Origin of the sequence: Ralstonia sp. SET104 (assembly GCF_003851545.1) — a bacterium.
GTDB lineage: Bacteria > Pseudomonadota > Gammaproteobacteria > Burkholderiales > Burkholderiaceae > Ralstonia.
Window position 1 is genome coordinate 34,842 of record NZ_BHVX01000003.1, and the last position, 23,039, is coordinate 57,880.

Below are 23,039 nucleotides of genomic sequence, written 5' to 3' on the forward strand. Positions count from 1 at the left end.
AGCGCTTGGCAGATTACGAAGCCAGCGTCAGGCGGATCGCCTGGTAGCACATGGCCATCAGGCCGGCCGGGAAAATACCCAGCAGCAGCACCAGCAGGCCGTTGATCGACAGCAGGGAACGCAGTCCGAAAGTGGCTTCCACCGGGCCTTCGTCGGCCGGTGCGTCGAAGTATATGACCTTGATAACGCGCAGGTAGTAGAACGCACCCACCAGCGAGAACAGTACCGCCACGATGGCCAGCCACGGCATGCCCGCATCGACCACCGCGCCCAACACCGACAGCTTGGCGTAGAAACCAACGGTGGGCGGCAAACCTGCCAACGACATCATGATGAACAGCATCAGCAGCGCAAACCACGGACTCTTCTTCGACAAGCCCTTCAGGTCAGCAATCTCTTCTGCCTCATAGCCCTTGCGGGACAGCAGCAGAATCATGCCGAAGGCGCCCACTGTAGTGAGCACATAGGTGATGGCGTAGAACATTGATGCGCTGTAGGCCTGAGCCGTCAGGTCCGGCTTGCCGGAACTCACACCCGACACCATGCCCAACAGCAGAAAGCCCATATGCGAGACCGTCGAATAGCCCAGCAGACGCTTGAAATTGGTCTGCACCACGCCGGTGATGTTGCCCACCGCCAGCGAAACAACGGCCAGTACGATAAGCATGTTCTGCCAGTCAAATGCCAGCGGCAGCAGGCCTTCCACCAGAATGCGCAGCGTCATCGCAAATGCGGCCACCTTCGGCGCGCCGGCAATCAGCAGCGTCACCGCAGTCGGCGAACCTTGATAGACGTCAGGCACCCACATATGGAACGGCGCCACGCCGAGCTTGAACGCAAGACCCGCAACGATAAACACCACGCCGAACACGAGGATCGTCTTGTTGACTTCGCCATTCTTGATGGCGTCGAACACCTTGCCCAGTTCCAGCGTGCCGGTGGCACCGTACAGCATCGACATACCGTACAACAGCAGGCCCGATGCCAAGGCACCCAGAATGAAATACTTCATCGCCGATTCGGACGACACGTTCGAGCGGCGGCGCAATGCAACCAGCGTGTACGAGGCCAACGACAGCAGTTCCAGGCCCAGATACAGCACCAGAAAGTTGTTGCCCGTGATCATCACCACTTGGCCGCCCAGCGTAAACAAGGCGAACATGTAGAACTCACCTGCATACATGTCGCGGTCAGCCAGGTAGCGACGCGTATAGACCAGCGTGGCGAATAGCGCCAGAGAACAGAACGACGACAACACATTGGCCATCGGATCGATCACGGCCATGTTGCCGAAAACGTAGTGCGTTTCACCGGACGCTGCATTCAGCCCGAACCAGACGGTCAGCACCAGAGTGATCACCAGCGACACCGGATAGGCGACACTGCTGCGGTTGCTGCCGCGCGCCAGATCAATCCAGTTGACGGCACCAATGCCTAGCGCGAGAAAAATGATTGGGGCAACAGCCGCAATGGAGGGGGACGATTGCATAGTTTCTTCTCGCTGCTTACAGCTTCGACTGCGCCACGTGGGTCAGCAGGTTGACCACGGACGCATGCATGACATCGGTGAAGGGCTTCGGATACAGGCCCATGTAAAGGGTGGCGATCGCCAGCACGCCCAGCATGAAGAACTCGCGGCAATTCAGGTCCTTCAGCTCAGCCACATGTTTGTGCGTCACGTCACCGAAAATCACGCGCTTGACCATCCACAGCGAATACGCAGCGCCAAGAATCAGGGCGGTGGCGGCCAGCAGACCGATCCAGAAGTTGAACTTGACTGAACCCAGGATCACCATGAATTCACCCACGAAACCCGAGGTGGCCGGCAGACCACAGTTGGCCATCGCAAAGAACACCGACAGCGCTGCAAACTTCGGCATCGTGTTGACCACACCGCCGTAATCGGCGATCTGGCGCGAGTGCACACGGTCATACAACACCCCGATACAGAGGAACATCGCGCCCGAGATGAAGCCGTGCGAGATCATCTGGACGATACCGCCCTCGATACCGATCTCGTTGAAGATGAAGAAGCCCAGCGTGACGAAGCCCATGTGCGCGATCGACGAATACGCGACGAGCTTCTTCATGTCGGCCTGCACCAGTGCCACCAGACCGATGTAGATCACGGCGATCAGCGAGATCGCGATGATGAACGCCGACAGGCTGTGGCTGGCATCCGGAGCGATCGGCAGCGAGAACCGCAGGAAACCGTACGCACCCAGCTTCAGCATGATGGCGGCCAGCACCACGGAGCCGCCGGTCGGGGCTTCCACGTGGGCGTCCGGCAGCCAGGTGTGTACCGGCCACATCGGAACCTTCACCGCAAACGCCATGAAGAACGCAAGGAAGATCAGGATCTGCTCGTTCATCGACAGCTTGATCTGATGCCACTGCAGAATCTCGAACGTGCCGCTATGGAAGTACAGATACAGCAGCGCAACCAGCGTCAGCAGCGAGCCCAGCAGCGTGTACAGGAAAAACTTGAACGCGGCATACACGCGATTCGGGCCACCCCACACGCCGATGATGATGTACATCGGGATCAGCGTGGCTTCAAAGAACACGTAGAACAGCAGACCATCGAGCGACGCGAACACGCCGATCATCAGACCGGACAGGATCAGGAACGCGGCCATGTACTGCGCCACACGCTCGGTGATTACTTCCCACGCGGCGATCACCACGATGACGGTAATGAACGCGGTCAGCACCACGAACCACATCGAGATGCCGTCGACACCCAGGTAGTAGCTGATGTGAAAGCGCTCGATCCAGGGCGACTTCTCGACGAACTGCATCGCAGCAGTCGACTTATCGAACTGTGTGATCAGCGGCAGCGTCATCACAAAGCTGATCAGCGAACCGATCAGCGACATCCAGCGGACATAACCGGGATTGCGGTCTGAGCCCGAGGCCAGCACCAGCACGCCGAAGAAGATCGGCAGCCAGATCGCAAAAGACAGAACCATTTTTGTAATCCCTTATTTGCCTGCCAGGAACACGAAATACGTCAGCAGCCCAACCGTGCCGATGATCATCGCGAACGCATAGTCATAGATGAAGCCGGACTGGAGCAGGCGCACGACACTCGCGAACCAGCCCACCAGACGCGCGCTGCCGTTGACGACAACACCGTCGATCACACCCTGATCACCGCCCTTCCACAGGCCGCGGCCAAACTTGACCGCACCGTTGGCGAAGACGATCTCGTTGATCTTGTCCATGTAGTACTTGTTGTCCAGCAGCTTGTAGAGGCCGGAGAACCGTTTGGCGATTGCCGCCGGAATATCCGGGCGCTTCAGGTAGAAGAACCACGACAGCACCACACCGGCCAGCAGCAGGATGAACGGAGCCGACGTAAAGCCATGCAGCGCCATCTCGACCCAGCCGTGAAAATCTTCGGCCAGCACCTTCATCGCCTCGTGGTTGTCGGCATTGAAGATGACTTCCGAGAAGACCACGCCGTGCTTGAAGAACTCGCCGAACAGCATCGGCTGGATCGCCATCGCACCGATGATGACCGATGGAATCGCCAGCAGCACCAGCGGCACCGTCACCACCCACGGCGACTCGTGCGGCTTTTGACCCGGCGCCAGGCCGTGATGATGGTCGGCGGTTTCTTCCTCGTCCACATGATTGCCTTCGTGATGCGCGTCTTCCTTGCCGAAACGCTCTTCACCATGAAACACCAGGAAGTACATGCGGAAGGAGTAGAACGCGGTCACGAACACGCCGGCCAGCACGGCCCAGTAGGCGAAGCCCGCGCCCGGCAGGTGCGACTCGCGCACCGCTTCGATGATCGAATCCTTTGAATAGAAACCTGCGAAAAACGGCGTGCCAATCAGCGCCAGCGAACCCACCAGCGACGTCAGCCACGTGATCGGCATGTACTTGCGCAGGCCGCCCATGTTGCGCATGTCCTGGTCGTGGTGCATGCCGATGATGACCGAGCCGGCACCGAGGAACAGCAACGCCTTGAAGAACGCGTGTGTCATCAGGTGGAACACAGCCACTTGGTAAGCCGACGCGCCCAGCGCAACGGTCATATAGCCGAGCTGCGATAGCGTTGAGTACGCCACCACACGCTTGATGTCGGTCTGGATGATGCCCAGGAAGCCCATGAACAGCGCGGTGATGGCGCCGATGATCAGCACGAACGACAGCGCGGTGTCCGACAGCTCGAACAGCGGCGACATGCGCGCCACCATGAAGATCCCGGCGGTCACCATCGTAGCTGCGTGGATCAGTGCAGAGATCGGGGTCGGGCCTTCCATCGAGTCCGGCAGCCACACATGCAGCGGAAACTGCGCCGACTTACCCATCGCACCGATGAACAAGCAGATGCAGGCCACCGTCAGCATGTGCCAGTCGGTGCCAGGGAAGCCGATGGTGGCCAGGTTGTCGCGGGCAGCGAACACATCGGCGTAGCTCAGGCTGCCGCTATACGCCAGCAGCAGGCCAATGCCGAGCACGAAGCCGAAGTCGCCCACGCGGTTGACCAGGAACGCCTTCATGTTGGCGTAGATGGCCGTCGGGCGCTTGAACCAGAAGCCGATCAGCAGATACGACACCAGACCCACCGCTTCCCAGCCGAAGAACAACTGCAGGAAGTTGTTGCTCATCACGAGCATCAACATCGAGAAGGTGAACAGCGAGATGTATGCGAAAAAACGGTTGTAGCCGTCGTCTTCCGCCATGTAGCCGATGGTGTAGATGTGCACCATCAGTGAGACGAAGGTCACCACACACATCATCATCGCGGTGAGCGAATCGATGAGGAAGCCGACTTCCATCTTCAGCGAGCCGACCGTCATCCATTCATAAACGGTGCCGTTGTAGCCAGCGCCGTTGATGACGTCAGACAGCGTGAGCGCCGACAGAATGAAGGCAATTGCAACACCGAGGATGGTGACGCTGTGGGACGCCGTGCGGCCGATCTTCTCGCCAAAGAACTTGGTGCCGAACAGCCCGGCGATCGCCGCGCCGGCCAGCGGCGCAAGCGGGATCGCCAGCAGCAGGTTGGGATTGAGCGTGGTAGCCATGGAACGCTTCTTATAGGTGGATGCGGAGGTCAGCCCTTCAGGCTGTCCAGATCGTCGACGTTGATGGTGTCCAGATTACGGAACAGCACCACCAGGATGGCGAGACCGATCGCGGATTCCGCCGCGGCCACCGTCAGGATGAAAAACACGAACACCTGCCCCGCCAGGTCACCCAGATAGTGGGAGAACGCGACGAAGTTCAGGTTGACCGCGAGCAGCATCAGTTCGATCGCCATCAGCAGCACGATGATGTTCTTGCGGTTCAGGAAGATGCCGACGATGCTGATGGCAAACAGCACCGCGCCGAGCACGAGGTAATGGGCGAGGGATAGCGAAGACATATGGATTCTCCCGGGGCTCAGCTCTTGGATTCAGCCGAAGCTGCGCCAGCCGACTTCTCTGCCGGCATCGAGACCAGGCGCACGCGGTCCTTACGCTGCACGCGAAGCTGCTCGGACACGTTCTGGCCCTTGGTGTCCTTACGGCGACGGGCGGTCAGGGCCACGGCCGCGACGATCGCAAGCAGCAGCACTGCGCCGGCCACTTCAAAGGCGTAGATGTAATCGGTGTAGATCAACTTGCCGAGCGCTTGGGTGTTGGGGCCATTGAAGCCCTTGGGCAACTCCTGCACGGGCTGCACGCGATCCATGAAGGTTTTGGTCAGCACCACGGCCATTTCCAGGATGATGACAACACCGACAAAGGCAGCCATCGGCACGTAGGTCCAGAAATCGCGTCGCAGGTGTTCGATGTCGATGTCGATCATCATCACCACGAACAGGAACAGCACCATCACCGCCCCAACGTAGACCAGCACCAGCGTAATGGCGAGGAATTCCGCCTTGAGCAGCATCCAGATCGCCGCCGCAGTGAAAAACGAGAGCACAAGGAACAGCGCCGCGTGCACCGGGTTCTTCGCGGTGATGACCTTCAGCGCTGCGAGCACCAGCACGAGCGCGAAACAGTAGAAGATGATCGTCGTGATTTCCATGATCCTGACACGGGCCGTTTTGCGGCACGCGCTTGTCCAAAGCTGCGACGGCTTGACGCCATCACTGCTCGTTGGCTCACGAGGAGCCGTTATCCAACCGGGATGTCAACTGCACCGCCCGCCAACTGCTCGGTGGGCGTCTTGAATCAGCGGTACTTTGCGTCGGCCGCCTTGTTGGCCGCAATTTCCGGCTCGAAGCGGTCACCTACGGCCAGCAGCATGTCCTTGGTGAAGTACAGGTCGCCGCGCTTTTCACCGTGGTATTCCAGGATGTGCGTCTCGACGATGGCGTCCACCGGGCACGCTTCTTCACAGAAGCCGCAGAAAATGCACTTGGTCAGGTCGATGTCGTAGCGCGTGGTGCGGCGGGTACCGTCGTCACGCTGATCCGACTCAATCGTGATGGCCAGGGCTGGGCATACGGCTTCGCACAGCTTGCAAGCGATGCAACGCTCTTCGCCATTCGGATAGCGACGCAGTGCGTGCAGACCGCGGAAGCGCGGCGACAGCGGCGTCTTCTCTTCCGGGAAGAGAACGGTGATCTTGCGCGCAAACAGGTAGCGCCCGGTCAGGGCCAGCCCCTTGAAGAGTTCCTTCAGGAGCAGGCTGTTAAAGAATTCCTTGATGGCAAGCAACATGGTGCCTTCCTATTGTCCCGTTACTTCCAGATGTTCCACGGCGACACCAACCAGATGGCGACGACGACAAGCCAGCCCACAGTGAGCGGAATGAAGATCTTCCAGCCCAGACGCATGATCTGGTCATAGCGATAACGCGGGAACGATGCCCGCAGCCAGATAAAGACCGACAGCAGCAGGAAAACCTTGATCAGCAGCCAGAAGAAGCCCGGAATCCAGTTGAGCACCGGCGCGTCGATCGGCGAAGCCCAGCCGCCCAGGAACAGCGTGGCCGTCAGCGCCGAGATGACGATCATGTTGATGTACTCAGCCAGGAAGAACAGCGCGAACGCCATGCCCGAGTATTCGATCATGTGGCCGGCCACGATTTCCGACTCGCCTTCCACCACATCGAACGGGTGGCGGTTCGTTTCAGCCACGCCCGAGATGAAGTAGACGCCGAACATCGGCAGCAGCGGCAGCCAGTTCCACGACAGGATGTTGATGCCATGACCCGCGAAGAACCCACGATTTTGCGAGTTGACGATATCCGACAGGTTCAGGCTGCCCGTCACCATCAGCACCGTTACCAGCGCGAAGCCCATGGCGATTTCGTACGAAATCATCTGTGCCGAGGCGCGCATCGCCCCCAGGAACGCGTACTTGGAATTCGAGGCCCAACCGGCCAGGATCACGCCATACACGCCCACCGAGCTGATCGCCATCACATACAGCAGACCGGCGTTGATGTTCGACACCACGGCCTCGGCCTGGAACGGTACCACCGCCCAAATGGCCACGGCCGGCATCAGCACCATCAGCGGCGCAATGATGTACATGCCACGGCTGACCGCACTCGGCACCATGACCTCCTTGAGCAGGAGCTTGAGCACATCGGCAATCGGCTGCAGCAGACCCATCGGGCCCACGCGGTTCGGCCCCAGGCGCACGTGCATCCAGCCGATCAGCTTGCGCTCCCACAGGATCAGGTAAGCCACGCACAGCAGCAGCGGCAGGATGATGCAGACCGCACGCACCAGCGTCCAGATCAGCGGCCACCAGCCGCCGAAAGTCGCCGTGCCGAAAGAAGTAATCGACTCGATCATGTTGACCCTTACACCGTAGCCGCCAGCGCGGACGATTCAACCTTTTCAACACTCACCACACCGAACATCGCGCCCAGTTGAGCCGATACCTCGGTAGCAGCCGGCACGCGAATCACGCCGGAAGCCAGCGATTTGTCCAGCACGGCTGGCAGCACCACACTGTTCTGCCCTTGCGTCACGCGCACGGCATCGCCATTGGCGAGGCCCAATTGCGCATACAGATCGGCTGGCAGACCGGCGTGCATGGCAGCGCGTGCTGCCGCCGTCAGTTGCAGCGAGCCCGCACGGCGCACGATCGGGTCAGCGTGGTAGATGGGCACGTCGGCCAGACGTTCGATGCCTGCAGCGGCGGCTGCCGGGGCTGCTGGCTGAGCCGTCGTCGTATTCGACAGGCGACCAGTGACCGGCTTGGCCAGCACTTCGTCGCGCACCACTTCCGAGTTGTCGTACTCGAAGCCCAACACGTTCAGCAGGTTGCCCAGCACGCGCAGGACCTTCCAGGCCGGACGCGAATCACCCAGGCTGCGCACAACGCCATTGAAACTCTGCGGCAGGCCTTCGCAGTTGACGAAGGTGCCCGAGGTTTCGGTGAACGGTGCGGTCGGCAACAGCACGTCGGCGTATTCCAGCGCAGCGCGCGAGGCAAATGGTGCCAGCACAACCACGGTGTCGGCTTGATCCAGCGCGGCGCGGGCTTGCGCCGGGTTGGCGGTATCGAATTCCGGTTCAGCACCCAGCAACACGTAGGCACGGCGCGGCTGCGCCAGCATCGCGGCAGCATCCAGACCATTGGCCTGCGGCAGTGCGCCGGCAATATAGCCACCGACGGTATTAGCCGCTTCGGTCAGGAAGCCCAGCGTGGCGCCGGTCTGCTGCGCGACCCACTGGGCCAGCGCATGGAGTTGCGAGAATTGCGGATGCGCCACCGCTGCATTGCCCAAGAACACAGCCTTGCGTTCGCCCGAAGCCAGGCTTTCGGCAATGCGCTTGGCAATATCACCGGCTTCAACGCGATCAGTGCCGCCTGGGCGGGCGACGTTGTTGGCGGCGGCCACAGCCACTGCAACTTGCGACAGCAGCGACAGCCATTGCGACGGCGCACCCAGCAGTTGCGTGGCCGGCATCAGCAGGTCTTCACCACCGGCGCCAATCACGTTCAGTTGCGCACCCTTCTTGCCCGCTTGGCGCAGGCGCGCAGCCAGCAGCGGATGATCCTTGCGCAGGAAGGTGCCCACCACCAGCGTACGCTGCAGCAGCGACACATCGGCAATCGGCAGACCCAGCCACGGAGCGCCCGTCGGCTTGATCGAGAAATCGGACTGACGCAGGCGGAAGTCGATATTGTCGCTGCCAATACCGCGCATCAGCTTTTGCAGCAAGAACAATTCTTCCAGCGTGCTATGCGGGCTGGCCAGCGCACCGATCTGCTCGGCGCCGTGGTCACGCTTGATTTCGTTCAGGCCATTGGCAACGTACTCAAGTGCCGTGGTCCAATCGACGGGCTTCCATTCACCGCCTTGCTTGAGCAACGGTTGGGTTAGACGGTCGTCGCTGTTCACGCCCTCATAGGCGAAGCGGTCCTTATCGGACAGCCAACATTCGTTGATGGCTTCGTTGTCCAGCGGCAGAACGCGCATCACACGCTGGTTCTTGGTCTGGACAATCACGTTGGCGCCCAGGCCGTCGTGCGGCGACACAGACTTGCGGCGTGCCAGTTCCCACGTACGGGCCGAGTAACGGAACGGCTTGCTCGTCAGCGCGCCAACCGGGCACAGGTCGATCATGTTGCCCGACAGCTCCGAGTCAACGGTCTGACCAACGAATGTCGTGATTTCAGAATGCTCACCGCGATTGAGCATGCCGAGTTCCATCACGCCGGCCACTTCCTGGCCAAAGCGGACACAACGCGTGCAGTGGATGCAGCGCGTCATTTCTTCCATGGAGATCAGGGGGCCCACATTCTTGTGGAACACCACGCGCTTCTCTTCCTGGTAGCGCGACTCGGACTTGCCGTAACCCACGGCCAGATCCTGCAGTTGGCACTCGCCGCCCTGATCGCAGATCGGGCAATCCAGCGGGTGGTTGATCAGCAGGAATTCCATCACGGACTTCTGCGCTTTCACCGCCTTCTCGGAGTTGGTGAAGACTTTCATGCCTGCAGTGACCGGCGTGGCGCAGGCCGGCAGCGCCTTGGGCGCCTTCTCGACCTCGACCAGGCACATCCGGCAGTTGGCCGCGACCGACAGTTTGCGGTGATAGCAGAAATGAGGAATGTAGGTGCCCGTCTGGCGAGCTGCCTCCATCACCAGGCTGCCTTCGGCAACCTCGACCTTCTTGCCATCGATTTCGATTTCAACCATGTTCTGCCACGCTTAAATGTAGGTGGGCACCATGCACTGCTTGTGTTCGACGTGATACGCGAACTCATCCCAGTAGTGCTTGAGCATGCCGCGGACGGGCATCGCGGCGGCATCGCCGAGCGCGCAGATGGTCCGACCCATGATGTTCTCGGCCACGTTGTTGAGCAGATCCAGGTCTTCCTGGCGGCCCTTGCCGTGCTCGATTCGATCGACCACGCGGTACAGCCAGCCTGTGCCTTCGCGGCACGGCGTGCACTGGCCGCACGACTCTTCAAAATAGAAGTACGACAGGCGCAGCAGCGACTTCACCATGCAGCGCGTCTCGTCCATCACGATCACGGCTCCCGACCCCAGCATCGAGCCGGCCTTGGCGATCGAGTCGTAGTCCATGTCGGAGGCCATCATCAGGTCAGCCGGCACAACCGGCGCCGACGAACCACCCGGGATGACCGCCTTGAGCTTTTTGCCACCACGCATGCCGCCGGCCAACTCAAGCAGCTTGGAGAACGGCGTGCCCAGCGGAATTTCGTAGTTGCCCGGACGCTCCACGTCGCCCGACACCGAGAAGATTTTCGAGCCGCCGTTGTTCGGCTTGCCCATCTTCAGGTAGTTATCCGGACCGATGGCCAGCAGGAACGGCACTGCGGCGAAGGTTTCGGTGTTATTGATCGTGGTCGGCTTGCCGTACAAGCCAAAGCTTGCCGGGAAAGGCGGTTTGAAGCGTGGCTGGCCCTTCTTGCCTTCCAGCGACTCGAGCAGCGCCGTTTCCTCCCCGCAGATGTACGCGCCATAGCCATGGTGTGCATGCAACTGGAAGTTGAAGCCGGAGCCGAGGATGTTGTCACCCAGGAAGCCCGCAGCACGCGCCTCTTCAAGCGCTTGCTCAAAAATCTTGTATTCGTTCCAGATCTCGCCGTGGATGTAGTTGTAGCCCACGGTGATGCCCATCGCGTAGCCGCCGATGGCCATGCCTTCGATCAGCGCGTGCGGGTTATAGCGGATGATGTCGCGATCCTTGAACGTACCCGGCTCGCCTTCGTCGGTGTTGCAGACCAGGTACTTCTGGCCCGGGAACTGGCGCGGCATGAAGCTCCACTTCAGACCGGTAGGAAAGCCCGCACCGCCCCGGCCACGCAGGCCGGAGGCCTTCACGTCGGCAATGACCTGCTCAGGCGTGATCTTCTCGGTAAGGATGCGCTTGAGCTGTTGATAGCCACCGCGCTTGACGTAGTCTTCGAGGTGCCAGTTGTCGCCGTTCAGGCCGGCAAGAATCAACGGCTGGATGTGTCGATCGTGCAGAGAGGTCATTTACTTGCCTGCTCCGTTGGTCGCCTTCGCCTGGAGATCGGCAATCAGCGCGTCGAGCTTCTCGTTGCTCATGAAGCTGCACATATGGGTATTGTTGACGATCATGACCGGCGCATCACCGCACGCGCCCATGCACTCGCCTTCCTTCAGCGTGAAGTTGCCATCGGCAGTGGTCTCGTTGAAACCAATGCCCAGCTTCTTCTTCAGGTAGTCGGCCGCACGCTCGCCGCCCGACAGCGCGCACGGCAAGTTCGTGCACACCGACAGCTTGAAGCGGCCCACCGGCTTGGTGTCGTACATGTTGTAGAACGTCGCCACTTCCTCGACCCACACCGGCGGCATTTCGAGGTACTCGGCCACGAACTGCATGACTTCGGGCGAGACCCAGCCTTTCTCGCTCTGCGCGACCGCCAGCGCCGCCATCACGGCGGACTGCTTCTGGTCGGCGGGATATTTAGCGACCGCCCGGTCGATTTCCTTGAGAGCTTCTGCTGATAGCATGTTCGTTGCGATTGGTGCGGGACGCGGGGCCGTATTACCAACTACCTGACCCCGGCGTGCGTCCTCGTTTCACAGCCGCGCTTGCCTGCGCGTCAAACCGTTATTTCCTGCGTGATTCAGCGATTGCGCGTTAACGATCAATTTCGCCGAACACGATGTCTTGCGTACCGATGATCGTCACAGCATCGGCGATCATGTGGCCCCGGGCCATTTCATCGAGCGCAGCCAAATGCACAAAGCCCGGCGCGCGGATCTTCAGGCGATACGGCTTGTTGGCGCCGTCCGAGATTGCGTAGATGCCAAACTCCCCCTTCGGGTGCTCGACTGCCGCATACGCCTCACCTTCGGGCACGTGCATGCCTTCCGTGAAGAGCTTGAAGTGGTGAATCAGCTCTTCCATGTTGGTCTTCATGTCCACGCGCGACGGCGGTGCCACCTTGTGGTTGTCGGTGATCACCGGACCCTGGTTCTTGCGCAGCCAGTCGATACATTGGCGGATGATGCGATTGCTCTGGCGCATCTCTTCCACACGCACCAGATAACGGTCGTAGCAATCACCGTTCACACCAACCGGGATGTCGAAGTCAACGCGGTCGTAAACTTCATACGGTTGCTTCTTGCGCACGTCCCAGGCGATGCCCGAGCCACGCAGCATAGCGCCCGAGAAACCCTTATTGAGCGCGCGCTCCGGGCTCACCACGCCGATGCCCACCAGACGCTGCTTCCAGATCCGGTTGTCGGTCAAGAGCGTTTCGTATTCGTCAACGTACTTGGGGAAACGGTTGGTGAAGTCTTCAATGAAGTCGAGCAGCGAACCCGAACGCGTTTCATTCAGGGCAGCCAGGGCCTTCTCGTTGCGCACCTTGGATGCCTTGTATTGCGGCATCGTGTCAGGCAGGTCGCGGTAGACGCCACCCGGACGGTAGTAAGCCGCATGCATGCGCGCACCCGACACTGCTTCATACATGTCGAACAGGTCTTCACGCTCCCGGAACGCGTACAGGAACACCGCCATGGCGCCCACGTCCAGCGCGTGCGAGCCGATCCACATCAGATGGTTCATGATCCGCGTGATCTCGTCGAACATGACGCGGATGTACTGCGCGCGCAGCGGCACTTCGAGGCCCAGCAGGCGCTCGATGGCCATCACGTAGGCATGTTCGTTGACCATCATCGACACGTAGTCGAGGCGGTCCATGTACGGCACGCTTTGAATCCAGGTTTTCTGCTCGGCGAGCTTCTCGGTCGCGCGGTGCAACAGACCGATGTGCGGGTCAGCACGTTGAATGACTTCGCCGTCCAGCTCAAGCACCAGGCGCAGCACGCCGTGGGCGGCCGGGTGTTGCGGGCCGAAGTTCAGGGTGTAGTTCTTGATATCTGCCATGATCGGGCGCCCTTCAGTGCTTCAGGCCACCGTATTGATCCTCGCGGATCACACGCGGCGTAATCTCGCGCGGCTCGATGGTCACCGGCTGGTAAACCACGCGACGCTGCACCGGGTCATAGCGCATTTCAACGTAGCCCGACACGGGGAAGTCTTTGCGGAACGGGTGGCCAATGAAGCCATAGTCGGTCAGGATGCGGCGCAGATCCGGGTGGCCTTCGAACACCAGGCCGTACAGGTCGAACGCTTCACGCTCAAACCAGTCAGCCGAATTCCAGATCGTCGTAATAGACGACACCACCGGCAGATCATCGTCCGGTGCGAATACACGCACGCGCACGCGCCAGTTGTACGTGATCGACAGCAGGTGCGACACAGCGGCAAAACGCGGGCCATTCCAGGCACCGTCACCGTAGTCGGCATAGTCGACGCCGCACAGATCCATCAGTTGCTCAAATTTGAGCGATGCGTCGTCGCGCAGCGTGCGCATGACGTCGTGGTAATCGGCGGCCTTCACCACGAGGGTGAGTTCGCCAACCGATTCGGCCAGACTTTGAATGCGGTTGCCCAGCGCCTTTTCCAGCGCGGCTTTCAGGGTGGCAAGCTTGTCAGTCATGTCAGGCCTTGCGCGCGATTGTGTTGGTGCGACGGATCTTGGCCTGCAGCTGGATGATGCCGTAGATCAGCGCTTCAGCGGTCGGCGGGCAACCCGGCACGTACACGTCAACGGGCACAATACGATCGCAGCCGCGCACGACGGAATACGAGTAGTGGTAGTACCCGCCGCCGTTAGCGCACGACCCCATCGAGATGACCCAGCGCGGCTCGGCCATCTGGTCGTACACCTTGCGCAGCGCGGGCGCCATCTTGTTGCACAGCGTGCCGGCCACGATCATCACGTCAGACTGACGCGGCGACGGGCGGAACACCACGCCGAAACGGTCCAGGTCATAACGCGATGCACCAGCGTGCATCATTTCCACAGCACAGCAGGCCAAGCCGAACGTCATCGGCCACAGCGACCCGGTACGGGTCCAGTTGATCAGCTTGTCAGCGGTTGTCGTGACAAAGCCTTCGTTGAGTACGCCTTCGATCGCCATTTCACATCACTCCCAATCGAGCGCGCCTTTTTTCCAGATGTAGACGAAGCCCACGAGAAACTCGAGAAGAAACACCCCCATCGCGAAGAATCCCGGCCAGCCGATCTCACGCAGCGCCACGCCCCACGGGAAGAGGAACGCGGTCTCCAGATCGAACAGGATGAACAGGATGGCGATGAGGTAATAGCGCACGTCGAACTTCATGCGCGCGTCTTCGAATGCTTCGAAGCCGCACTCGTACGGCGAGAGCTTGTCAGGATCGGGATTGTTCGGACCGAGGACTCGGCCGATGGTCATCAGAGCAAGGCCAAGGCCAACACCGACGACGATGAACAACAGTACGGGGAAATAGGCTTCGAGGTTCAAGGGACGCCCGCCTTTTTGAATGGTTGCAACAGCACTGCCCGCAGGCGGCGCCTTGTCGCCCCATCGAAGGCGCCGGGTCCGCAGCCTTACGACGCTTCAACTGCGCGTCGTCTTGCGGAGGGGCCTGCGCGGAACATCCCGTTGAACAGACCCCGAGTTTAATTGGTGCCGACGGCGAGACTCGAACTCGCACAGCTTTCGCCACTACCCCCTCAAGATAGCGTGTCTACCAATTTCACCACGTCGGCTGGGGGAAGAAACTTTATCAGGAAGCCGGTTGAGACTTAACGCCCTTGCCGTTTTCCGTATTGTTTCAAGCCTTGCATTCTACCGCAAAGCGAAGCTTTTGTTCAATGCACAAACAAAAATCTTATGCCTCGCAGCGCGCCGAAAAACCTCCACGGTACGCTGCGAGCGTTACCGCAAATTACTTCGGCACAGCCGGCGCGGAAGCTGCGCCCGGAGCAGCCGCAGGAGCCGAAGCTGCCGGGGCCGATGCCGTCGAAGTCACCGGCGCCACGGAGCCCATCACGCCTGCCGACACGCTACCCTTGTTGGTGCCGATCAACGTCAGCGCCAGCGTGGCAACAAAGAACACCGTGGCCAGCACAGCCGTCGTACGCGACAGGAAGTTGGCCGAGCCCGTAGCACCAAACAAGCTGCCGGACGCGCCGGAGCCAAATGCCGCCCCCACATCCGCGCCCTTGCCGTGCTGCAGCAGCACCAGACCGATTACGCCGAGCGCACTCAGGATTTGCGCCACCAGCAACAGAGTCTTCAGAATTGCCATTTCGTTTCTCTCAATAATATGTTGCAGCCGCACATGCTCCACACGGCGGCCCGACCGGTCGTTTATGCGCGACCGATCGCCAGGAAATCTTCTGCCTTCAGCGATGCGCCGCCAATCAGGCCGCCATCGATGTCCGCCATCGCAAACAACTCGCCCGCATTGTCCGGCTTGACGCTGCCGCCGTACAAAATCGCCAGACGCTGCGCCACGCCGGCATCGCGGGTTGCAACGCGCGCGCGCAGGAAGGCGTGCACCGCCTGCGCTTGCTCGCTGGTTGCGGTCTTGCCAGTGCCGATCGCCCAGACGGGCTCGTAGGCCACGACGATGCGACCAAGCTGCTCGACCGACAGCGCCTCCAACACTGCATCCAGCTGACGACCGACCACCTGCTCCGTCTCACCGGCTTCGCGCTGGTTGAGCGTTTCGCCCACACAGACAATCGGAGTGATGCCGTGCTCCAGAGCACGCAGCGCCTTGGTCGCCACTTGCGCGTCGGTTTCGCCGTGGTAGGTGCGGCGCTCGGAGTGACCGACGATCGCGTAACCACAGCCGAATTCCGACAGCATCGACGCTGCCACTTCACCGGTGAAGGCGCCGCGCGTTTCGGCCGACACATCCTGCGCACCCCAGCCCACTGCTGAACCAGCCAGCAACGACTGGCATTGCGCCAGATACGGGAACGGCACACACACCGCCAGCGTGGCGTTGGTTTTGCCCGCTGCCTTGATCTGCTCAAGCAGCGCGGCATTGGCGCTCAGACTGCCATGCAGTTTCCAGTTGCCCACCACCAGCTTCGGTCTTGCGTTCACGTTTTTGCCCGGTCGACTGTCAAATAAACCCGGCATTCTACCGTGGCGACAAAAACAGGGTCAATTTTGACGTCTTGGGGTCAATCCCAAACCAACATGATCTTGCCGATATGGGCACTGGATTCCATCAGGGCATGCGCCTGCGCCGCCTGCGCTGCCGGCATGACCTCATGGACGACGGGCTTGATACGCCCAGACGCGAGCAAAGGCCAGACGGTTTCATACAAATTTGCTGCGATGGCCGCCTTGAATACAACAGGACGCGGGCGCAACGTTGAGCCGGTCAACGTAATGCGCCGGCGCAGGATGTCGCCCAGCGGCACCTCAGCCTTGGCACCGCCCAGCAGCGCGATCAGCACGATACGACCGTCGTCGGCCGTGCAGGCGATTTCGCGTGCAACATAGCTGCCGCCGACCATGTCGAGGACCACGTCGGCGCCCCGCCCTGTTTCCGCTTTGACGATTTCAACGAAATCCTCGGTCTTGTAGTTGATGGCGCGCGTGGCACCCAGTTCGACACAGGCGCTGCACTTGTCAGCGCTACCTGCGGTGGCGAACACGCGATGACCTAACGCAGACGCGATCTGAATCGCCGTCGTGCCGATGCCGCTGGAGCCGCCCTGCACGAGCAGCGTTTCATCGGCGCCGTTCGCGCCCCGCCCCAGCAAGCCGCGATCGAACACGTTCGACCATACGGTGAAATAGTTCTCGGGCAATGCGGCGGCTTCGACATCGGACAAACCCGCAGGAACCGGCAATACCTGGCCCAGCGGCGCCGTACAGAACTCCGCATAGCCACCGCCCTGCACCAGCGCGCAAACGCGGTCACCGGCCTTCAGGCCGTAGCGATTATCAGCGTGCATCAGATCACCGCTGACGATCTCGCCAGCCACTTCCAACCCCGGAATGTCGGACGCGCCCGGCGGCACCGGATAGTTACCTGTGCGCTGGAATACATCGGGCCGGTTCACGCCGGCGGCGCGCACACGGATCAGCACCTCGCCGGCCTTGGGCTCCGGCATCGGGCGCTCGCCGAGCTTCAGGACTTCGGGGCCGCCGTACTGCGTAATTTCAATCGCTTTCATGGGAATTGGACAGGTGTGGGTTTAAGACGCAGAGCGCTTCGGTTCAACAAAGTGCTGCGGAATGCCACGCGTGGTTTCGCGCATGATTTCTTGTTTGCCGTGGACGATGCCGTCGGCGATCTTGCTGATATGCAACTTGAGCCACATCTCGGTCGGCGAGCCGGCACGGTAGTCGGCCGGGCCAAGCATGTCGACGCGGTCATCGGCTCGCAGGTTGTCGGCCTGCTCGAACGAGCGCGGGCTCTCGGGGTTGTAGACCGCATACGTGCGGCCACCGCCCTTGCGCGCTACCGAGAATGCCGGAATATCGCTCGGCCCATCCGCCACGTAAATCATGTTGGCGAACGGCACGCGACGCTCATCCTCGGCAATCGAGGAGTTCACGCTGACGGCTTCCGGGTGCTTGTTGACGCCCTTGTTGATCTCGAACAGCGCACGCGTCTTGGTAGTGTTATCGATGGCGTAGATGACTTCCGAAATAACTTGGCGGCCATTCGCGTTCGCGTCGGGCGCCTCCAGGAATTCGCAACCCCACACGCCGTCGATGTACGGCGCGATGGGCGAACCCTTGATCATCTCTGTCAGGCCGGTGCTGACGATGTAGTGTTCAAGCTTGATGTCGAAGGCTTGGTAAGCGCCGTTGTCGCGCACCCACGCCTTGCTGCGCTCGAAGAAATCAGTCACGCCCGGGAAGAATTCGAGTTCGGCACCGAGTTCGCGCAGCGTGGCGTTGTTGAGGCCAGCCATGCGGCCGTCGCGCACCTGGCGCAGCAGCACATTGAGGTAGAAGGTCTCATGGTTGACCTTCTGGCCGCGCGATTCGATTTCACGAGAGCCTGCTGCAACCTCATCCCAGAAACCCTGCTCGGCAATATTGAAGCGATCGAACAGTGGCACTTGCATGTAGCGCGGGATCAACGTCTTGTCGAAATCCCAGACGACGGCGATGCGGTTTTGCTCGAACAGGCGACTCATGATGGGGGTGCGAAAGCGCAACGAGAAGAACTCGCGACGCAGTGTAAACAAAAAAACGGCTGGACATTGTCCAGCCGTTTTCGTGGCGAAAAAACTTTCGCTTACTGCTGCTGTTGTTGCTGCTGCTGCGAAGCGGCATCGCCAGCGCCCGGCGCTTGCGGTGCGGCCGCGGGCACGTCGCCTTCTTCAGCCTTGGCGGCCTTGATCGACAGACGCATGCGACCCTTCTCGTCGGTGCTCAGCAATTTCACGCGCACAGCCTGACCTTCCTTCACATAGTCGGAGACCTGGTTCACGCGCTCGTTGGCGATTTCCGAGATGTGCAGCAGACCGTCCTTGCCCGGCAGAATGTTCACGATCGCGCCGAAGTCCAGCAGCTTGAGCACGGTGCCGTTGTAGATCTTGCCCACTTCAGCTTCGGCTGTGATGCCTTCGATACGACGCTTGGCTTCCGCCATGCCTTCCGACGAAGTCGACGCGATGGTGATCGTGCCGTCTTCCTGGATGTCGATCGTGCAGCCGGTTTCCTTGGTCAACGCCTGGATGGTCGAGCCGCCCTTGCCGATCACGTCGCGGATCTTCTCCGGATTGATCTTGACCGTGATCATGCGCGGAGCGTGCTCCGACAGCTCGGTGCGCGCGCCGCCCATGGCAGCCTGCATCTTGCCCAGGATGTGCAAACGGCCTTCCTTGGCTTGCGCCAGTGCGACCTGCATGATTTCCTTGGTGATGCCCTGCACCTTGATGTCCATCTGCAGAGCGGTGATACCAGCATCGGTACCGGCAACCTTGAAATCCATGTCGCCCAGGTGGTCTTCATCACCCAGGATGTCGGTCAGGACGGCGAACCTGTTGTCTTCCAGGATCAGGCCCATGGCCACACCCGCAACGTGCGCCTTGATGGGCACGCCAGCGTCCATCAGCGACAGCGAGCCGCCGCACACCGAAGCCATCGACGACGAACCGTTCGACTCGGTGATCTCCGACACCAGACGGATCGTGTATGCGAATTCGTCGTCTTTCGGCAGCACCGGAATCAGTGCGCGCTTGGCCAGACGGCCGTGGCCGACTTCGCGGCGCTTCGGGCTGCCCACGCGGCCGGTTTCGCCCGTGGCGAACGGCGGCATGTTGTAGTGGAGCATGAAGCGGTCACGGTACTCGCCTTGCAGCGCGTCGATGATCTGCTCGTCGCTCTTGGTGCCCAAGGTGGCCACCACCAGCGCTTGCGTTTCACCGCGCGTGAACAGCGCCGAGCCGTGAGCGCGCGGCAGCACCGACGAACGGATCTCGATCGGGCGCACCGTGCGGGTGTCGCGGCCGTCGATACGCGGTTCGCCGTTCAGGATCTGGCCGCGCACGATCTTCGATTCGAGTTCGAACAGGATGTTGTCGACTTCCACGCCATCGGCTTCCACGCCAGCCGCAGCCAGCTTCTCAGCCACCGACTTGTAGACTTCCTTCAGCTTCTGGCTGCGAGCCGACTTCTGGCGCAATTGGTAAGCGGCTTGCAGATCGGCCAGGCCCAGTTCCGACACCTTGGCGACCAGCACTTCGTTCTTCGGCGCAGCTTGCCAATCCCACTCAGGCTTGCCGCCTTCGCGCACCAGATCGTGGATCGCGTTGATGGCGATCTGCATCTGCTCATGGCCGTACACCACGGCGCCCAGCATGATTTCTTCCGACAGCTGCTGCGCTTCGGATTCCACCATCAGCACGGCACGCTCGGTACCGGCAACAACCAGATCCAGATCCGAATGCGCGAGTTGTGCGCGGTTCGGGTTCAGCAGGTACTGGCCATCCTTGTAACCGACGCGGGCAGCGCCCACCGGGCCGTTGAACGGCAGGCCCGACACAGCCAGCGCAGCCGAAGCAGCCACCAGCGCCGGAATGTCAGCCGGCACTTCCGGGTTGATCGACAGCACGTGGATGACGACCTGAACTTCGTTGTAGAAGCCTTCCGGGAACAGCGGACGCAGCGGACGATCGATCAGGCGCGAGGTCAGCGTTTCGTTTTCCGACGGACGGCCTTCACGCTTGAAGAAGCCACCCGGGATCTTGCCAGCGGCGTAGGTCTTCTCGAGGTAATCAACCGTCAGCGGGAAGAAGTCCTGGCCCGGCTTCGGGTTCTTGGCGCCCACCACGGTGGCGAGCACGACGGTGTCGTCCATGTCGAGCAGCACAGCGCCGCTCGCCTGACGGGCGATCTCACCCGTCTCCATGCGGACCTTATGGCCGCCCCATTGGAATTCTTTGACGATCTTGTTGAACATGTTTTCTCCTGTTCGGTATTCGTGGCGCCGAGGATTCAAACTCGGTGTCATTGCGCCACGACAAACACGTTCCGGAAGACGGTGCGGTTGCAGAGGTGTGTTTTATGCCATTCCAGCGCGGCGCTGATGCTCAACACCGCGCTGGAATGACACAAGGCTCTGCCTCCTGCCGCCCCCGGTCCCTGGCAGCCGATGCATTGATTAAAGTTGCCGGCTGCCATCGCTTGCCGGTTACCCGGCTGCGGCCACAAACTCGGCCGCCAAAAACAAAATGCCTGCATCAGCACGCTGACGCAGGCACTTTTCATCACGCGCAGTGCGTGATACCCACCATTACTTACGCAGACCCAGCTTCGCAACCAGGGCGGTGTAACGGTCAGCGTCCTTGCTCTTGAGGTAGTCCAGCAGACGACGACGACGGCTCACCATGCGGAGCAGGCCGCGACGGCTGTGGTGATCCTTCATGTGCGCCTTGAAGTGCGGCTGCAGTTCGTTGATGCGAGCGGTCAGCAGCGCAACTTGCACTTCCGGGCTACCCGTGTCGTTGGCGCTACGGCCGTTATCTTTGACGATGTCTTGTTTCTTGATGTCAGCGACGGACATGTTGATTCCTTTGACTTGCGGACACTGCAGCGCCTGAATGGCCGCCGTTGGTGCCGTGTTGAACAATGATCTCGCCGCCCCTCCCGAAACAGGTTTGGACAGCAAGACCGCGATTATAGCCCAGAACCCCGCCCTGACGACAGTTCTGTGTCACCCGCGCTCAATAGCGCACCATTTTGCAGGTCGTCGGCAAGGCCGTTTGCGCTGCCGGAATCACTTTCAGGGTGCGAAAACCATAGCCCGAGCCTTCGATATCGAACGGAGCGCCGGGCGTCGCGGCTCGCTCCATCTGCGTGACGATCAGCGGCTGAATGGCTTGATGGTCATCAGCACGTAGCGTAATGCGATGAAAACCGATGTCGGCTGATGCGCCTTCCAGTGCACGTGCGACAGGCGCAGCTTCCGTCGTACCGGCGCGCTCGATGGCGGCGGCCAGCATGTCGATCATCATCTGATCGCGCAGCAACGGGTAATCGTCAGCGGGCGCCGGATAGCGGGCGCGGAAGGCCTTATAGAACGCATCGGATTTGCCACCGCCCAGGTTCGGGTGCCACTCCGCCACCGCCACTACGCGGTCGACACCCGCCTCGCCCATTGCGCCCGGTGCCCCCAGCGAATTGCCGTAGAACGTGAAGAAACGCGCCTTGAGGCCCGCATCACGGGCAGCCTTGACCAGCAGCGTCAGGTCATTGCCCCAGTTGCCGGTGATGACCGTATCCGCGCCCGACGAAGCGATCCGCGCCACATATGGCGCAAAATCTTTCACCTTGCCGATCGGGTGCAGCACCTCGCCAACAATCGCCACATCGGGCCGTTTCTCGCCCAACTGCTGCCGCGCCGATTGCGCCACCTGCCGCCCGAACGTGTAATCCTGTCCGATCAGGTAGACCTTCTTGATGGTCTTGTCCGCGCGAATCACTTCCGTGAGCGCATGCATGCGCATATCGGCCGACGCATCAAAGCGGAAATGCCAGAAGCTGCATGCCTCGTTGGTTAAGGCCGGATCGACGGCGGCGTAATTGAGGAACAGCACACGCGCATCCGGGTGACGTTCGTTGTAGCGCGAAATCGACGTCGACAACGCCGCCGCGGCCGCCGAACTGTTGCCCTGCAGGACGAAGCGAATGCCCGCATCCGTAGCCGCCTGCAATTGCAGCAACGATTCGTCGACGGTGTTCTTGCTATCGAAACGCACGAGCGCAAGCGGATGGCGCCCATCGGGCAGCTTCACGCCGCCGCGCGCGTTCACGCCTTCAATGGCGATGCGCAAATTCCGATCCACCGCCTCACCCGCGTTGGCAAACGGGCCCGAGAGGCCTTCAATCAATGCCAGCCGGATCGGCGCAGCTTCGGGTTGCGCGCTTGCTCCACCACATAACCCCACAGCCGCCAGCGCGGCCACGAACCAACGAAACGCCATGGCAAATCTCCGTGAAGCGCGGATGGTAAAGCGGCTGGGCACGCCAACACAAGGCACGCGCAGCCGCTGACTTGACGCATGGGCATCGTCACAACGGCAACATCCACGCGAGGCACATCGCCTGGCGTGGATGTTCGGGTCGGCCATGTCGTGGATCACACGAACATCGCACTCAAAGACGGCCGGCACGGTGCACGCTCCTGACGTGCCCGGTGCCTCCGCACCCGCTTCGCGTTCCGGTGGGTAACCGGGTGCGCGCTCAGTGGTGATCGTGTTTGGGGTCTAGGCTGACTCCTGCGTGTGTTGGTA

General features: G+C 60.9%; 22 protein-coding genes and 1 tRNA gene. All 23 read right to left on the reverse strand.

The features are described from left to right. Nucleotides 1-13: 13 nt before the first annotated feature. Nucleotides 14-1,489, reverse strand: coding sequence for an NADH-quinone oxidoreductase subunit NuoN (nuoN, locus tag PSUB009319_RS04800; RefSeq protein ID WP_124381116.1), 1,476 nt, complete (start codon nt 1,487-1,489; stop codon nt 14-16). A 16-nt stretch (nt 1,490-1,505) separates the two neighbouring features. Beyond that, complete coding sequence (locus PSUB009319_RS04805; protein ID WP_124381117.1) at nt 1,506-2,972, reverse strand: NADH-quinone oxidoreductase subunit M; 1,467 nt, start codon at nt 2,970-2,972, stop codon at nt 1,506-1,508. A gap of 12 nt (nt 2,973-2,984) precedes the next feature. Further along, nucleotides 2,985-5,045 carry an NADH-quinone oxidoreductase subunit L gene (gene nuoL, locus PSUB009319_RS04810; RefSeq protein ID WP_124381118.1) on the reverse strand — a complete coding sequence of 687 codons (2,061 nt, stop codon included), beginning with the start codon at nt 5,043-5,045 and terminating at the stop codon, nt 2,985-2,987. Between the two features lie 29 nt (nt 5,046-5,074). Continuing rightward, nucleotides 5,075-5,386, reverse strand: a complete 312-nt coding sequence (gene nuoK / locus PSUB009319_RS04815; protein WP_063391415.1) for an NADH-quinone oxidoreductase subunit NuoK — start codon at nt 5,384-5,386, stop codon at nt 5,075-5,077. A 17-nt stretch (nt 5,387-5,403) separates the two neighbouring features. Further along, the gene (locus PSUB009319_RS04820) at nt 5,404-6,030 is read right to left on the reverse strand and encodes an NADH-quinone oxidoreductase subunit J (RefSeq protein ID WP_374704183.1); all 627 of its coding nucleotides are present in this window, start codon (nt 6,028-6,030) and stop codon (nt 5,404-5,406) included. After that, on the reverse strand, nt 5,976-6,098 hold the full coding sequence (locus tag PSUB009319_RS23455; RefSeq protein ID WP_374704184.1) for a hypothetical protein: 123 nt from the start codon (nt 6,096-6,098) through the stop codon (nt 5,976-5,978). Before PSUB009319_RS23455 ends, PSUB009319_RS04820 begins: the two co-directional genes overlap by 55 nt. An 84-nt stretch (nt 6,099-6,182) precedes the next feature. After that, nucleotides 6,183-6,674, reverse strand: coding sequence for an NADH-quinone oxidoreductase subunit NuoI (gene nuoI, locus PSUB009319_RS04825; protein ID WP_003261939.1), 492 nt, complete (start codon nt 6,672-6,674; stop codon nt 6,183-6,185). A 20-nt stretch (nt 6,675-6,694) separates the two neighbouring features. Then, on the reverse strand, nt 6,695-7,759 hold the full coding sequence (gene nuoH / locus PSUB009319_RS04830; protein WP_124381120.1) for an NADH-quinone oxidoreductase subunit NuoH: 1,065 nt from the start codon (nt 7,757-7,759) through the stop codon (nt 6,695-6,697). Nucleotides 7,760-7,767: 8 nt separating this feature from the next. Next, nucleotides 7,768-10,119, reverse strand: a complete 2,352-nt coding sequence (nuoG, locus tag PSUB009319_RS04835) for an NADH-quinone oxidoreductase subunit NuoG (RefSeq protein ID WP_124381121.1) — start codon at nt 10,117-10,119, stop codon at nt 7,768-7,770. Between the two features lie 12 nt (nt 10,120-10,131). Continuing rightward, nucleotides 10,132-11,427 carry an NADH-quinone oxidoreductase subunit NuoF gene (gene nuoF / locus PSUB009319_RS04840; protein WP_004630799.1) on the reverse strand — a complete coding sequence of 432 codons (1,296 nt, stop codon included), beginning with the start codon at nt 11,425-11,427 and terminating at the stop codon, nt 10,132-10,134. Continuing rightward, nucleotides 11,428-11,928: an NADH-quinone oxidoreductase subunit NuoE gene (gene nuoE, locus PSUB009319_RS04845; RefSeq protein ID WP_124381122.1), complete on the reverse strand. Its 501-nt coding sequence runs from the start codon at nt 11,926-11,928 to the stop codon at nt 11,428-11,430. A gap of 130 nt (nt 11,929-12,058) precedes the next feature. Further along, nucleotides 12,059-13,312, reverse strand: coding sequence for an NADH-quinone oxidoreductase subunit D (locus PSUB009319_RS04850; protein ID WP_124381123.1), 1,254 nt, complete (start codon nt 13,310-13,312; stop codon nt 12,059-12,061). A 13-nt stretch (nt 13,313-13,325) separates the two neighbouring features. After that, a complete protein-coding gene (locus PSUB009319_RS04855; protein ID WP_124381124.1) occupies nt 13,326-13,928 on the reverse strand; it encodes an NADH-quinone oxidoreductase subunit C in 603 nt (200 codons plus the stop codon). A gap of 1 nt (nt 13,929) precedes the next feature. After that, nucleotides 13,930-14,412, reverse strand: coding sequence for an NADH-quinone oxidoreductase subunit B family protein (locus PSUB009319_RS04860; protein WP_004630808.1), 483 nt, complete (start codon nt 14,410-14,412; stop codon nt 13,930-13,932). A gap of 6 nt (nt 14,413-14,418) precedes the next feature. Next, entirely contained in the window at nt 14,419-14,778 is a 360-nt protein-coding gene (locus tag PSUB009319_RS04865) for an NADH-quinone oxidoreductase subunit A (protein ID WP_004630810.1), read from the reverse strand. Nucleotides 14,779-14,941: 163 nt separating this feature from the next. Then, a tRNA-Leu gene (locus PSUB009319_RS04870) sits at nt 14,942-15,026 on the reverse strand. 179 nt (nt 15,027-15,205) lie between these two features. Next, nucleotides 15,206-15,568, reverse strand: coding sequence for a preprotein translocase subunit SecG (gene secG, locus PSUB009319_RS04875; protein WP_124381125.1), 363 nt, complete (start codon nt 15,566-15,568; stop codon nt 15,206-15,208). A gap of 62 nt (nt 15,569-15,630) precedes the next feature. Beyond that, complete coding sequence (gene tpiA / locus PSUB009319_RS04880; RefSeq protein ID WP_124381126.1) at nt 15,631-16,377, reverse strand: triose-phosphate isomerase; 747 nt, start codon at nt 16,375-16,377, stop codon at nt 15,631-15,633. A gap of 80 nt (nt 16,378-16,457) precedes the next feature. Continuing rightward, on the reverse strand, nt 16,458-17,462 hold the full coding sequence (locus PSUB009319_RS04885) for an NAD(P)H-quinone oxidoreductase (protein WP_124381127.1): 1,005 nt from the start codon (nt 17,460-17,462) through the stop codon (nt 16,458-16,460). Nucleotides 17,463-17,483: 21 nt separating this feature from the next. Further along, nucleotides 17,484-18,437 (reverse strand): HAD family hydrolase, encoded by a 954-nt coding sequence (locus PSUB009319_RS04890; RefSeq protein WP_124381128.1) that lies wholly within the window; start codon nt 18,435-18,437, stop codon nt 17,484-17,486. Between the two features lie 101 nt (nt 18,438-18,538). Beyond that, nucleotides 18,539-20,707, reverse strand: coding sequence for a polyribonucleotide nucleotidyltransferase (pnp, locus tag PSUB009319_RS04895; protein WP_124381129.1), 2,169 nt, complete (start codon nt 20,705-20,707; stop codon nt 18,539-18,541). A gap of 333 nt (nt 20,708-21,040) precedes the next feature. Continuing rightward, a complete protein-coding gene (gene rpsO, locus PSUB009319_RS04900; protein ID WP_012436069.1) occupies nt 21,041-21,310 on the reverse strand; it encodes a 30S ribosomal protein S15 in 270 nt (89 codons plus the stop codon). Between the two features lie 160 nt (nt 21,311-21,470). Then, a complete protein-coding gene (locus PSUB009319_RS04905; RefSeq protein ID WP_124381130.1) occupies nt 21,471-22,730 on the reverse strand; it encodes a branched-chain amino acid ABC transporter substrate-binding protein in 1,260 nt (419 codons plus the stop codon). Nucleotides 22,731-23,039: the final 309 nt, after the last annotated feature.